Genomic DNA, 12,916 nt, shown 5'->3' with positions numbered 1-12,916 from the left:
CACCCGGATCTGGCAGGGCGTGGACCTGCGCCGCACCGGCTATGACGGCCGGCACCTCGACGTTGCCGACCCGGTCGGGGCGTATCATGCGTTCGCGGCGGCCGCGCCTCGGCTGCCGATCCCGGAGACCGCCGACCCCGGCTACCACCTGTCGACGCTGTTCCCGCCGGTCCGGCCGCGCGGCGGCTACCTGGAGATCCGCTATCTCGACGCCCAGCCGCTGTGGCGGGTCGGCGACGCGATCGCCACCGTCACGACGCTGCTGTGCGGCGCGCGGGCCCGGCGCGCGGCGCTCGACCTGCTGCTGCCTCGGGCCGCGGACCAGGATCGGGGCTGGCGCGAGGCGGCGGCCGGCCACTCGCCGGAGAGCCGGGAGCTGCTGTCGATCGCCGGCTCGGCGCTGGCTGTCGGGGGCGTGTCATGAAGATAGTATTCGTCGCCGACCCGCTCGAGTCGTTGGATCCGTCGATCGACACCACGGTCGGCCTGATGCACGCGGCGCAGGACCGCGGCGCGGAGGTCTGGATCACCGAGGCCCGGCGCCTGGAGGCGGTGAACGGCCGGCCCCGCGCCCTCGCCCGCCAGGTCCGGCTCGCGCCGTCGAAGCCGGTGTCCGGCCACCGCTGGTCGGTGCCGGAACCGTGGTTCGACGCGGGCGCGCCGCAGCACCTCCGGCTGGACGACGCGGACGCGGTGTTCATCCGCACGGAGCCGCCGGTCGACGAGACCTACACGAATGCCTTGCTGGTCCTGGACCTTGTCGACCCGACGCGGACCGCGATGGTCAACGACCCACGCGGCATCCGGGTGTGCAGCGAGCACGTCATGCCGCTGAGCTTCCCCGACCTCATCCCGCCGACCGCGCTCACCGCCGATCCGGCCACCATCCGCGGCTTCCTGACCGAGCACGGGGACGCCGTCGTCAAACCGGTCGACGGCTTCGCCGGCCACGGCGTGCTGCGGTTGAGCCGGCACGACCCGAACCTCGCCTCCCTGCTGGAGATCTCCACCGACAACGGCGCCCGGGCAGTGCTCGTCCAGCGCTACCTGCGCGAGGTCGGGGCCGGCAACAAGCGGGTCTTCGTGGTCGGCGGCGAGCCGGTGGGTGCCGTCCACCGCTACCCGGCGGCCGGCGACTTCCGGATCGGCAACCCGACCGCCGAGGCGCCGATCACCGTGCGGGACAAGGAGATCTGCGCGCGGCTGGCCCCGCACCTGGAGCGCTACGGCATCCGCCTCGCCGGTCTCGACGTGATCGGGCCGTACCTCATCGAAGTCAACGTCACCAGCGTCGGCGCGCTGCGCAAGGCCGACGCGCTGCTCGGCTGGACGCTCTGCGCCGACCTGCTCGACAGCGTGCTCGCCACGCCCAACCGAAGGAGATAGTCATGACCACCGCCATCATCTGCACCGCGATCCTCGCCGCACTGGTGTTCCTGCTCGGTTTCAACGTGTCCCGCCTTCGCGGCGTGACCGCCAAGGCCAACGGCTCGCAGATGCCGAGCGATCCGGCCAGCCCGCTGCTCATCGCGATCAGGGCGCACGGCAACGCGGCCGAGTACGTGCCGACGATGATCGTCCTGTTCCTGCTCGTCGGGCTGCACAGCCCGGCGTGGCTCGCGATCACGCTGATCGTCGGCGGCACGCTGTCCCGCCTGATCCACGCCTTCGGCATGCTGACCGCGCCGAGCCTCGCCGACCAGACCCCGTGGCGTCTCATCGGCGCCATGGGGACCTACGTCTTCGGGGTCGCGCTGGCCGTCGTAACAGCGTTCACGTTGTGATGACTGGACATCCGGCCATCGCGGCCTTGCGGGCGCCGGGGCTGCGCCGGTATCTCGCCGGCCAGCTCCCGTCGGTCGCCTGCTCGTGGGCGCAGGTCGTGGCGCTGTCGTGGGTGGTCGTCGAACGGGATCCGGAGGCCCTGGGCTGGCTGGTGGCGTGGCAGTTCGCTCCCAGCCTGCTGTTGGGACCGTGGTTCGGCACGCTGGCCGACCGGCACGACCGCAAGCGCCTGTTGATCCTCGCCGAGACCGGCCTCGGCCTGGTCGCCCTCGGCCTGGTCGCCCTCGGCTACGCCTTCGCGGCCGGCGCCGGAGTCCTCGATCTGCCAGTGATCTACCTCCTGGCCGCCGCGTGGGGAGTGATCAACGCGCTGGACACCCCGGCCCGCCGTGCCCTGGTGCCGATGCTGGTGCCGGCGGAGGCCGCGGCCGGGGCGTCCGCGTTGAGCGGCAGCGTGATGCTGGTCGGCATGACCGCCGGCTCGGCGCTGGGCGCGGTGTTGGTCACGACGGTCGGCGTGACGGCCACCTTCGCCGCCAACGCCGCGTCCTTCTTCGGCGATGCCTTGCTGCTGGCGACGATCCGGGTCGGTCCGTCGCCACGGATCCGCCGGGCCGGCGGGCAGATCCGGGACGGGCTGCGTTACGTGTGGCGCACACCCGAACTGCGGGCGCCCCTGCTCGCCCTGGGCGTGGTCGCCACCCTCGGCTTCACTGTTCAGGTGTCGGTGCCGATCTTCGTCCGGGTCTCGTTGTCCGGCGGTCCCGCGCTCGTCGGCGCTGCATTCACCGCCGTCACCGTGGGCAGCCTGGTCGGCGCGCTCGTTGCCACCGCCCGCGGCGAACCCGGCCCGCACGCCCTCACCCGCGTGGCCGGCTTGATGGCCGCTGCCCTGGTCCTTACCGCCGCGTCTACTTCCGTGCCGATCGCGCTGGTCGGACTGGCCGGCGTCGGCGTCGCCTGGTCGTTGTTCATCGCCTTCGTGCTCGCCGTCCTGCAAAGCTGCGAACCCGCCATGACTGGGCGCGTCATGTCCCTGTTCGCCGTCGGCCTCCTCGGCGGCACCGCCGCTGGCGCCCCGCTGACCGCCACCCTGATCGCCCTGACCGGCCCCCGCACCGCACTCGCCGTCAGCGCCGTCGCGACCGTTGGGGCCGTCCTGCTCGGTCTCGCACTCCGGCGACCCCGTCGCATGGCACTGTGGTGATCGACAGCAGTTGTTTCGAGCACGTCCCGGGAGGCACGTCCATGCCGTTCGTCCAGGTTTCCCTCGCCGCCGGCCGGACGCCGGAGCAGATCCGCGCCCTGATCAGCGAGGTCACCGCCGCCGTCGCCCGCGCCGTGGACGCGCCGGTCAGCAACGTCCGGGTCGTCGTCACCGAGGTGCAGCCGTCCCACTGGGCCGCCGGCGACGTGACGTTGGAGGAGCGGGCCAGGGGCTAGTGCGAGGTCCCCACCGTCCTGCGCGCGGCCCATGAGCGGTATCCGCAGGTCCGGGTCGGCCTGCGGTCGACGCCGGCGCTTCCGCTCTCGCAAGGTCCATTGTGGACGCTGTTGGAGTTGTGAATCCTCTGCGGCGTCAGGGTTTTACTCGAATACCCTGGTGATGTCCGGCTGCTCGGGGCCATGCGGGATGTCGAAGGTGCCCTCGCCGGTGCGCAGCAGGCGCAGCACCACCCCGGCCGCGTACTCGGCGCTGTGCACGACCGCGCCCGGCCGGGGCGGCACGCCGTCCTTGAAGATGCCGTCGCCGAACTCGGTCGCGGTCATCGAGGGCAGCAGCAGCGACACCGCGATCCCGTCCGTCGCCAGCTCCTCCCGCAGCACCGAGCTGATCATGTTCACCGCCGCCTTGCTCGCCGCGTACGCCCCGACGCCGGTCGCGACCCGGCGGGTGGTGCCCGAGCTGACGTTCACGATCCGCCCGAAGCCCCGCTCTCGCATGGCCGGCAGCACGGCCTGGGTCACCTCGATCAGGCTGACCACGTTGATGTCGAGCAGCTTCCGGTACTCGGCGGCGTCCACGTCGGCGATCGGTCCCTGGAGGCCGACGCCCGCGTCTGACAGCAGGGATTAACGTGATAACTATGGACGGTTTGCCGTTGCGCAGATCGCGCACCTGTCCCGCCTCGGTTACGTCCCGTGGCCACCGCCAGCGCCCCGCCCGAGCTCCTCGCTCAAACGCGGCCAGCCGATCCGCCCGCCGTGCCGCCAGCACCGGAAACGCCCCGGCGGCATGCAGCAGTCGTGCCGTGGACTCCCCGATCCCGGACGACGCACCCGTGACGATCACCGTTCGCCCGGCCAGCTCCATCAGTTCCGCCATGATCAACCTCTACCAGAATGCTCAGGCCCCGTCCTGGGCGGGCTGCTGGCAGGTGGCCGGCTCGGCGTCGGGCGTCCAGGGGCTGACGCCGACCTTGCCGGTGTTGCCGAGGTCGATGGGCCCGTCGGCCTTGCGGGTCTGCCAGGGCTGGTCCTTCGCGGGCGCGATGTCGAAGTAGGTGCCGCTGGTTGCTTCGACGGTCGCATCGGTCACGGTGTTCCTCCACACCACGGCCGCGCGGGCCTGCTGGCCCGGCGCCAGGGTGAAGGTCGTCGGCGAGTGCTGCAGACTCGGCACCTGGGCCACCGAATCGGCGCCCTCGGCCACCGTGACGTCGATGGGCTTGCGGTCCTCGTCCAGCACCCGCAGCGCGGGGTAGCCGGTCACGGTCAGCGGGGCGTTGCCGCAGTTGGCGAGGTGGATGGGCAGCGCCCTCAGTCCCATGGCCGCATCGGTCCTGCCCAGGGAGATCAGCGGCCCGTGCGGCCGCTCCGCGGTGGTGGTCGTCGGCTGGGGTGTCGGCGCGGGGGCGGCGGAGCAGCCCGCCGCCAGGGTGCCGATGCCGAGCAGGAACAAGTGCCGGAGCTTCACAGGAACAACTCTGCCATGCCTGGCGGAGTGGTCGGGTGCGAGCGATCGATCACGCCACGAGCAGAACCACCTTGCCCGTGGTGCGGCGCGCGGTGAGATCGGCGAAGGCCCGACCGGCCTCGACGAGCGGGTAGCGGGAGCCGGTGAGGGGGCGGAGGCGGCCCTGCGCGGTGAGCCCGAGCAGTTCGACGAGCGGCTCGCGGTAGCCGAGCGGGAGGCTGAGGGCGGGACGGAGCCAGAAGCCGGAGACGGAGAGGTTGCGCTCGGCGAGAGCTGCGGGGTCGATGGAGGGGCGGCCCTGGTGGGCGGCGTCGCCGTAGCTGACCAGGCGGCCGAACTGGGCCAGCGCGTCGAGTCCGGCGGTGATGGCGGCGCCGCCGTTGGCATCGAGGACGACATCGACGCCCTGGGCGCCATTGGCCTGGCGGATCCGGTCGGCGTACCCGGTGGGGTCGCTGTCGACGGACGCGTCGGCGCCGAGATCGAGGGTCAGGCGGCGTTTATCTGAAGTGGACGCGGCGGCGATGACCCGACCGGCGCCGAATTCCCGGGCCAGCTGAACGGCCAGGGAGCCGACGCCACCGGCGGCGGCATTGACGGCAACGGATTCGCCGTCACGCAGGCGGGCGGAGCCGCGAAGAAGGTGCCAGGCGGTGAGGCCCTGCACCAGCAGGGCGAGTGCCTGCTCGTCGCTCACGCCGTCGGGCACCTCCACCGCGGAGTCGGCCGGAACCAGCGCCTGCTCGGCGAAACCACCGCCACCGAAGGACAGGCCGACCACGCGGCGGCCGTCTGCGGTGTGGCCGACAACCTCGGAGCCGGGCACGAAAGGCAGCTCGACGGCGGGGGAGTAGGTGCCGGCTATCCTTGACAGGTCGGCGAAGTTGACGCCGGCAGCGGTGACGGCGACCAGCAGCTGGCCCTCGGCGGGCACAGGGGCGTCGACCTCCGCCGCCTCCAGTGCCTCCGGGCCGCCGTGCCGCGTGACCTGAATTGCCCGCATGTCAGCGTGTTCCCCGTTCCGAAGTCATCAGTTCGCGCGGCCGGACGCGATGGGCGTGAGGGCCGACGGCCATGGCGGATCCGGGATTCCCTTGCGCAGCACGGGAGCGATCTCCCGCTGGAACAACTCCAGGGATGCCCGGTGCTGGCGTCGGCGTCGGCGTGCAGGTGCAGCACGGTGTGGCCGAGCTGCTCGTGGTAGCTGCACCTTGTCGGCGTTCTCAGCGATGGCCGCGATCTCGCGCGTCCGCCGCGGCGTCACCGGATGCGCGGCGCGCTGCCGCGCCGCGGGATGTGCACCGTCGCCGTCGATCTCGATGACGAGGTGCAGTCCGGGGTTCACCATGATCCGACCGTACGTCGCGCCGGAGTGCGTCGTACGGGACGTCCACTGCGTGGGAAGGGGTGACCGCGCATTGACGGTTGACCGTGGTGGCCGCCCATGATGGCCCGGTGACAGGTTCCGACGAAGCGTCGATTGCCCTTGCGCGGCAAGAAGAATCGGTGTCCGACAGATTTCCGTCGGACACCGGTCTTCTCGGCGCGCGGCTGGTGCCGCTGCGGCGGCCCGGCCAGTGGGTGTCGGCCGCGGTGGTCGTCGTGCTGGTGGCCATGGCGGTGCACACGCTGTTCACCAACCCGCGTTTCCAGTGGCCGATCGTGTGGCGGTACTTCACCACCGCCCCGATCATGAACGGCCTGGTGCTGACGCTGTGGCTGACGGCGGCGGTGATGATCTGCGGGTACCTGCTCGGTGTGGTGCTCGCGGTCATGCGCCTGTCCCGCAACTCCGTGCTGCGCCTGGTGAGTTTCGGCTACGTGTGGCTGATCCGGTCGGTGCCGCCGTTGGTGCAGCTGCTGTTCTGGTACGAGCTCGCGTCGCTGTATCCCGAGCTCTCACTGGGAATTCCGTTCGGGCCGGCGTTCGTCACCGTGAAGACGGCGCACCTGTTCACCGGCGTGCTGGCGGCGTTCGTCGGCCTCACCCTGGACGTCGCGGCCTTCTCGTCGGAGATCATCCGCGGCGGCATCCTGTCCGTGGAGCACGGCCAGGTCGAGGCGGCGCAGGCACTCGGCCTGGGTCCGCTGCGGATCTTCCGCCGGGTGGTGCTGCCGCAGGCGATGCCGGCGATCGTGCCGGCGTCGGGCAACATGCTGATCTCCATGCTCAAGGCCACGTCCATCGTGAGCGTGATCGCCGTGCAGGACCTGCTGTACTCGGTGCAGCTGATCTACAACCAGAACTTCCTGATCATCCCGCTGCTGCTGGTGGCGACGATCTGGTACGTCCTGCTCACCACCGTGCTGTCGATCGGGCAATACTACGTCGAGCGGTTCTACGCGCGCGGCAGCCGCCGGGGCGGTTCGCGCGGCCTGTGGGCCGTCACGCGCTCGAACATCCCGCTGTTCCGGAACCTGGCCGGCATCTCATGACTCGGCCGCTGGTGCGCATTCGTGGGCTGCGCAAGAGTTTCGGCTCGAACGTCGTGGTGGACGACGTCGACCTGGACGTCCGCGAGGGCGAGGTGGCGGTGTTGCTCGGCCCTTCCGGCGCCGGCAAGAGCACGCTGCTGCGGTGCGTCAACCACCTGGAGAAGCCGGACGCCGGTTTCGTCGAAGTCGGCGGCGAGATCATCGGCTACCGCTACGCGCACCAACGTCTGCACGAGCTGCGGCCGTCGGCGATCACCCGGCAGCGGTCCCGGATCGGCATGGTGTTCCAGCAGTTCAACCTGTTCCCGCATCTCACCGTGCTGGACAACATCGTCGAAGGCCCGCTGGCCGCCGGCCGACTGTCCAAAAAGGAGGCGACCGGCCGGGCCGAGGAGCTGTTGGCACGGGTCGGGCTGGCCGGGCGCGCGCAGGCCTATCCACGGCAGCTGTCCGGCGGACAGCAGCAGCGGGTCGCCATCGCGCGGGCGCTGGCCATGGAGCCTCGGCTGATGCTGTTCGACGAGCCGACCAGCGCGCTCGACCCGGAGCTGGTCGGCGAGGTCCTCGGCGTCATGAAGGACCTCGCGGCCAGCGGCATGACAATGCTTGTTGTCACGCATGAGATCGGCTTCGCCCGCGAGGTGGCCGACACCGTGGTGTTCCTCGACGGCGGCCGGATCGTCGAGTCGGGGCCACCGGCCGAGGTGTTCGCCAATCCACGCCATGACCGGGCGCGGGTGTTCCTGTCCGCCGTGCTGTAGGAGAAGGGCTTCTTCGTGTTCAGATCGGGTGTTCTCGGGATTTCGCTGGCCGCGCTCGCGATGGTCCTGACGGCGTGTGGGTCGGCCACCGCCGAAGATCCGGCCGCGGCGACCTCGTCGGTGCCGTACCCGACGCAGGACGTCGTGTCGTCCCTGGCGGTGGATGTGGCCCTGCACGCCGAGCTGCCGCCGTCGACGACGTCCCTCACGCTGGGCACGACGTTGTCGCCCGGCACGGCCAGCCTGCCCCACGGCGGCACCGTGAACGGCAAGAACGTCGGCCTCGACGTGGACCTGCGCGACGCCGTGGCCAAGGTCCTCGGCATCACCTGGACTGTGCAGAACGGGACCTTCGAGACGATCATCCCCGGCGTGCAGAACGGCAAGTACGACGTGGGCCAGGACAACTTCGGCGTCACGGCCGCCCGCGAGAAGGTCGTCGACTTCGCCACCTACCTGTCCGACGGCCAGTCCTTCCTCGGCCCGGCCGACCACGGCCCGACCGGCGTCAAGACGCTCCAGGACCTGTGCGGGCTGACCGTCGCCACCAGCCCGGGCTCCACGTTCCAGCAGATCCTCACGAGCGGCGCCGACAAGTGCGCCGCGGCCGGCAAGAAGCCCTACTCCGTGCAGCTCTTCTCCGACACCGCGCCCATCTGGCTCGGCCTGGCCAACGGCAAGGTCGACGTCTACTTCGGACCGACGCTGAGCCTCAAGTACGACGAGACCCATGTGCCCAACACGAAGTTCCTCGGCCAGTTCAGCTCGACACCCGTGGGTTTCGTGACCGGCAAGGGATCGCCGGTGGCCAAGGCGGTCAGCGATGCCGTGAACAAGCTGATCGCCACCGGCGACTACGCCAAGATCCTGGGCAAATGGGGCGTGGACAGCTCCGGCATCACGCAGTCCGCGGTCAGCCCGACGCCAACTTTGTGACCACTCCACCCTGCTCGCCGGTGGCCCGGAGGGCGTGCTGGAGGCGGTCCACGAAGTGGGTGACGTGCCGCTCCTCCCAGACGAGGGGAGGCCGGACCTTCAACACATCGCCACGGGGACCGGTGGAGCCGGCGAGAACGCCCTGGGCGACAAGGGAAGACAGGAGGGACTGGGTGACCTGGCGGGACGTCAGGGAACCAGCGGGGAGAACGTCGATGCCGGCGAGGAGGCCGGTGCCCCGGACCTCGCCCAGCAGAGGGGAATCCAGGTCACGGAGACGGGAACGGAGGAGCGAACCGAGGGAGGCGGCCTGGGCGGGCAGGGAAGTGAGGTCGAGGATATCGAGGACGGCATGCCCGGCGGCGGCAGCGGCAGGAGTGGCGGCGAAGGTGGAGAAGTACTCGTAGCGAGCGGCCAAGGCATCGGCGATGGCCCGGCGGGTGACGACGGCGCCGATGGGGTAGCCGGCGCCCATGGGCTTGCCGAGGGTGACGATGTCGGGCGTGATGCCGGAGAGCAGGAACCGCCACAGCTGCGGACCGCTGCGGCCGTAGCCGGACTGGACCTCGTCGGCGAGGTAGAGGGCGCCGGCGGCGTGAGCGCCGGAGACGAGGCCGGCGAAGAAGGTGCCGGGGGCGTCGAGAATGCCCTCGGAGGTGAACTGGGAATCGACGAGCACGAGGGCGGGCCGCAGGCCCTCCGCGGCGAGGGAGATGCGGGCAGCGCCAACGGTTTCGCTGAGCTCAGGACCGCGCGGGGCCTCGAAGGTGGCGACGTGCGGCGGGCGATGGCCGGGCGGCCACTCGTTGGAGCTGAGGTCGGCCATCCACTTGGAGGAGCCGTGGTAGGCGTGTTCGGCGATGATGGCCGTGTCGCCGCCGGTGTACTCGGTGGCCAGCCGCCAGGCGAGCTCGTTGGCCTCGGTGCCGGAGGTGGTGAAGAGGATTGTGTCGAGCGGCGCGGGCATGGTCGCGAGGATTCGCGTGGCCAGGTCGACGATTCCGCCGTGCAGGTATCGGGAATGCGTGTTGAGGGACGCCATCTGCAACCCGACGGCCCGGGTCACGGCGGGATGGGCGTGCCCGATGACGGCGACGTTGTTGTAGGCGTCGAGGTACCGGGCGCCGTCTTTGGCGAACAGCCACGGCCCGGAGCCGCGCGCGATCTCCAGCGGCCGATCGTAGAACAGCGGGGAGAGCTTGCCGCCCATGGTCTCCGCCCGCTTGGCCGGCAGGTCAGCAGAAGTGACCGCGCCCGCCAGGTCACGCGTCCCGGCCAAGCGGGACAACCGGTCGGCGAGGTCATCGGGCGAAAAGCCGCTGAGCAGGTCCAAAGCCCGGGAACTGCTGTTGTCGTACTGCGTGATGTACCGGTGGTTGTCGGCATGCGCCCCGCGCCGCGAGGCGGACACGGCCAGCGTGGTGAGCAGACGGGCGATCACCAGCTCGCCCAGCACGGCCACCTCGGCCGGAGACAAGGCCCGATGCCCGTGGTAGCCACGCAGCACGGCTTCGGTCAGCGGCCAGAGCAGATCCGAAGAACTGCGGCGCAGCACGGAGGTCAGCGTCACGGCTAGGTCGGCGACCGCGGCCGTGTGGTGCATGTCGCCGAAGTCGATCACGCCCGTGACGGTGCCGTTGTCGGCGAGCACGTTGGTCAGGGTGACGTCGCCGTGTTGCACACCCGAGGGCAGCGACGCCGTGGCTTTCAACGCCGGCACGGCGCGGTCGACGACTGAACCCATGCCGATGCCGGCCGCGGCCACCACGGACGGCATCCGCCGGATGTCCCACATCAGCGACCGCCCCGCCGCCGAATGGAAGAACCCTTGCAGCGCAACGGAGACCCGCCCGGCAATGGCCCCGATCTGCACGGCGAGCGAGGGATCGAGCGGCCCTCCCTCCACCGGAGAACCGGGCAGCAGCGTGATCAACCGGGTCAGGCATTCCCGGTCGCTGGAGTCGCGGACGACCGCCACCGGCACGCCGACGATCTCCGGCACCGGCAGCCCCGGATCGGCGGCGCGAATGTGCTGCAAGGCCTGGGTCTCCATGTCCACGACCTCCACCGACTCGGCCGGGTTGGAGATCTTGAGCACGAAGCGGCCGTCGACCAGCACATTGAGGTCCCGCTCGCTGTCCAGCGGCGCGAGCTCCGCCGCCGTCAGGGACCAGTGCTCCCGCAGCACGGAACGCAGGCCGTCGACGGAGAACCTGGGTGCCGGCTCGGCGAAGATCCCGGTGGTCATGCGGGGATCCTCTCAGTCAAGGTCGCCTCGCGGTATTGAAGGTCGCGGTGCCGCCCTCGGCGGTAAGTGCGATCATGAAGCCATGAGCGCGGGGGAATGGCACAGCACCGAAGACGTCCTCGAGTTTCTGGCCCACGCGGGCGATTTCCTGCGATCGCGGCCGGCAATGCACAACACGCCGCTGACGTCGGTGGAGAAGCTCCGGCTCAGCGGCCGGCCCGGCCGCCTGGGCTGGCTGGTGGAGGACGGTGAGGTCCGAGCCGCCTACCTCCACGGACCCGCGACGCACCGCGTGAACCTCACCCCGCTCACGCCCGACCAGGCCGGCAGCGTCGCCGACCACTTGGCCGGCCGCGAGGTCGTCGCCGTGACCGCGGACCACGACACCTCGACGGCGTTCGCCGAGGCCTGGCAACGGAAAACCGGCGCGGCGGCGGAGCCGACCGTGCGGATTCGGCTGTACCGGCTCGGCACGCTCACCCCGCCCGATCCGTTCCCCGAAGGGCGCGGCCGGGTCCTGCAACCAACCGACCACGAGGATCTCGTGCGCTGGTGCGGCGAGTTCCTCGACGCCGTAGGGGAAGCCCCGGCCCCCACCTGGGCGGAATCCCGCTTCGCCGACAAGACCTTCACTTTCTGGGAGACCCCGGACGGCACGCCGGTCTCCATCGCCGGCAACACCCCGATGGTCGCCGGCATGGTCCGGGTCGACCCCGTCTACACGCCGGCCCACCTGCGCGGTCGCGGCTACGCGGCCGCCGCCACGGTCGAGGTGAGCCGGGCCGCGCTGGCCGCCGGGGCGACAGACGTTGTCCTGTACGCGAATCCGTTCAACCCCACCAGCAATGCCCTCTACCAGCGGCTCGGCTACGTGCCGATCAGCGAGTTCACGGTGTACGCCTTCACTGCCCCGGAAACGCGTGCCACGGCGTGACCTCGTCGATGTAGACGACGGCGTCGTAGGACGCTTCGATGGGCTGGGCCGCGCCGCCGTTGATGACGTGCGTGAAGGAAATCGGCGTGCTGCGCAGATCGGTGAGGTGCAGCGGAAGACCGAAGGTGGAGAGCACGCCGTCGAGGGTGTGGGGTTCGAACGGCCCCACCTTCTCGGTGAACTGCTCGACGTGGCCGGGCGGGCCGTCCAGCAGCGGGCGGTGCAGCTGAAGGGTTCCGCCGCCGAAGGCGGAGCCGATGACCACGAGTTCGGGGCCGAGGGCGGCGGCGAGGTTCTGCCCGAGCGTGGTCAGTTTGTCGTTGATGACCGGCGGCGCCCACAGCGGACTGCGCTGGATGTGGCCGTTGTGCGCGGTGACGACGATGCGGTCCTCGCGGCGCAGGATCCACTCGACCGTCTCGGCCATGGCGAGGTCGCGGACGTTGGCGCCGGGATAGGTGCGGGTCGCGCCTTCGGACATGGCCGCCATGAAGGCGTCCGTGTGGCGGGCCATGGTCGCGCAGTGCAGCGCCTTCTGGACCCGGTCCGGCGAGGCTTGGGCGGCGTAGTCGACGCGCATGGCGTGCAGGCGCTCGGCGAAGGACCCGACGCGGGCGGTGATCTCGTGCCGGAGCCCCGTGGCCAAGGCCATGTAGGCCTGGAGGGCCGGCGCGACCCAGGCGTGGCCGGTGCGGTCGACGGGCAGGTAGTCGAACAGGGGGAGCAGCGTGGATCGGACCACCTTGGCGTAGCTGGGATCCACCTCGTCGAGCAGCGGCAGGCAGGCCTCGATGGCCGGCACGGTATTGCCGCTGGAGCCGGAGATGTCCATGCCGTAGAAGCGAATCCCGTTGGCCCGCATCCAGCGCAGGTGATCGCGCATCTCGGCGCAGCGGCCG

At 70.8% G+C, this 12,916-nt stretch carries 15 protein-coding genes and 1 pseudogene; 9 read left to right on the top strand and 7 right to left on the bottom strand.

Annotated elements, in window-relative coordinates; genetic code table 11:
• The 5 genes from KUTG_RS62955 to KUTG_RS01300 form a co-directional block, all read left to right on the top strand.
• Positions 1-424 (top strand): glutamate-cysteine ligase family protein (locus KUTG_RS62955; RefSeq protein ID WP_232240587.1); only part of this gene is annotated, 424 nt, incomplete at its 5' end.
• Positions 421-1,386 (top strand): glutathione synthase, encoded by a 966-nt coding sequence (gshB, locus tag KUTG_RS01315; RefSeq protein WP_043714319.1) that lies wholly within the window; start codon positions 421-423, stop codon positions 1,384-1,386. The genes KUTG_RS62955 and gshB, both read left to right, overlap by 4 nt.
• Before the next feature lie 2 nt (positions 1,387-1,388).
• Positions 1,389-1,784: an MAPEG family protein gene (locus tag KUTG_RS01310; protein ID WP_043714317.1), complete on the top strand. Its 396-nt coding sequence runs from the start codon at positions 1,389-1,391 to the stop codon at positions 1,782-1,784.
• A complete protein-coding gene (locus tag KUTG_RS01305) occupies positions 1,784-2,992 on the top strand; it encodes an MFS transporter (protein WP_043727865.1) in 1,209 nt (402 codons plus the stop codon). The genes KUTG_RS01310 and KUTG_RS01305 overlap by 1 nt, the downstream gene beginning before the upstream one ends.
• 41 nt (positions 2,993-3,033) lie before the next feature.
• Positions 3,034-3,228, top strand: coding sequence for a 2-hydroxymuconate tautomerase (locus tag KUTG_RS01300; RefSeq protein WP_043727863.1), 195 nt, complete (start codon positions 3,034-3,036; stop codon positions 3,226-3,228).
• Between the two features lie 144 nt (positions 3,229-3,372).
• On the opposite strand, the gene KUTG_RS62950 is transcribed toward KUTG_RS01300, so the two are convergent.
• The 5 genes and pseudogenes from KUTG_RS62950 to KUTG_RS60500 all read right to left on the bottom strand — a co-directional run bounded on the left by KUTG_RS62950 (position 3,373) and on the right by KUTG_RS60500 (position 6,050).
• Positions 3,373-3,852, bottom strand: coding sequence for an SDR family NAD(P)-dependent oxidoreductase (locus tag KUTG_RS62950; RefSeq protein ID WP_255361003.1), 480 nt, complete (start codon positions 3,850-3,852; stop codon positions 3,373-3,375).
• Between the two features lie 52 nt (positions 3,853-3,904).
• Positions 3,905-4,099 (bottom strand): annotated as a pseudogene (locus KUTG_RS65040) (SDR family NAD(P)-dependent oxidoreductase); the annotation flags it as partial.
• Between the two features lie 33 nt (positions 4,100-4,132).
• The gene (locus tag KUTG_RS01290; protein WP_052393676.1) at positions 4,133-4,702 is read right to left on the bottom strand and encodes a DUF4232 domain-containing protein; all 570 of its coding nucleotides are present in this window, start codon (positions 4,700-4,702) and stop codon (positions 4,133-4,135) included.
• Positions 4,703-4,751: 49 nt separating this feature from the next.
• Positions 4,752-5,705, bottom strand: a complete 954-nt coding sequence (locus KUTG_RS01285) for a quinone oxidoreductase family protein (protein WP_043714315.1) — start codon at positions 5,703-5,705, stop codon at positions 4,752-4,754.
• 27 nt (positions 5,706-5,732) lie between these two features.
• Positions 5,733-6,050: a hypothetical protein gene (locus KUTG_RS60500; RefSeq protein WP_043714313.1), complete on the bottom strand. Its 318-nt coding sequence runs from the start codon at positions 6,048-6,050 to the stop codon at positions 5,733-5,735.
• A gap of 158 nt (positions 6,051-6,208) precedes the next feature.
• Between KUTG_RS60500 and KUTG_RS01275 the strand changes: the two genes are divergently transcribed.
• Genes KUTG_RS01275 through KUTG_RS01265 form a run of 3 tightly spaced genes read left to right on the top strand, consistent with a single transcriptional unit; the run spans position 6,209 to position 8,835 of the window.
• Positions 6,209-7,138 (top strand): amino acid ABC transporter permease, encoded by a 930-nt coding sequence (locus KUTG_RS01275; protein ID WP_043714311.1) that lies wholly within the window; start codon positions 6,209-6,211, stop codon positions 7,136-7,138.
• Positions 7,135-7,899: an amino acid ABC transporter ATP-binding protein gene (locus tag KUTG_RS01270; RefSeq protein WP_043714309.1), complete on the top strand. Its 765-nt coding sequence runs from the start codon at positions 7,135-7,137 to the stop codon at positions 7,897-7,899. The genes KUTG_RS01275 and KUTG_RS01270 overlap by 4 nt, the downstream gene beginning before the upstream one ends.
• 15 nt (positions 7,900-7,914) lie before the next feature.
• Positions 7,915-8,835, top strand: a complete 921-nt coding sequence (locus KUTG_RS01265) for a transporter substrate-binding domain-containing protein (RefSeq protein WP_043714307.1) — start codon at positions 7,915-7,917, stop codon at positions 8,833-8,835.
• On the opposite strand, the gene KUTG_RS55770 is transcribed toward KUTG_RS01265, so the two are convergent.
• Positions 8,813-11,083, bottom strand: coding sequence for an aminotransferase class III-fold pyridoxal phosphate-dependent enzyme (locus KUTG_RS55770; protein WP_052393674.1), 2,271 nt, complete (start codon positions 11,081-11,083; stop codon positions 8,813-8,815). The two genes, KUTG_RS01265 and KUTG_RS55770, sit on opposite strands and share 23 nt — an antisense overlap.
• Before the next feature lie 82 nt (positions 11,084-11,165).
• On the opposite strand from KUTG_RS55770, the gene KUTG_RS01255 reads away from it, so the two are divergent.
• Complete coding sequence (locus KUTG_RS01255; RefSeq protein ID WP_043714305.1) at positions 11,166-12,017, top strand: GNAT family N-acetyltransferase; 852 nt, start codon at positions 11,166-11,168, stop codon at positions 12,015-12,017.
• On the opposite strand, the gene KUTG_RS01250 is transcribed toward KUTG_RS01255, so the two are convergent.
• Positions 11,986-12,916 (bottom strand): erythromycin esterase family protein (locus KUTG_RS01250; protein ID WP_043714303.1); only part of this gene is annotated, 931 nt, incomplete at its 5' end. The two genes, KUTG_RS01255 and KUTG_RS01250, sit on opposite strands and share 32 nt — an antisense overlap.

It is taken from the genome of Kutzneria sp. 744 (genome assembly GCF_000568255.1).
In the GTDB taxonomy this organism is placed as follows: domain Bacteria; phylum Actinomycetota; class Actinomycetes; order Mycobacteriales; family Pseudonocardiaceae; genus Kutzneria.
Note: the sequence above shows the minus strand (reverse complement) of the source record. Positions and strands in the feature narration are given on the sequence as shown.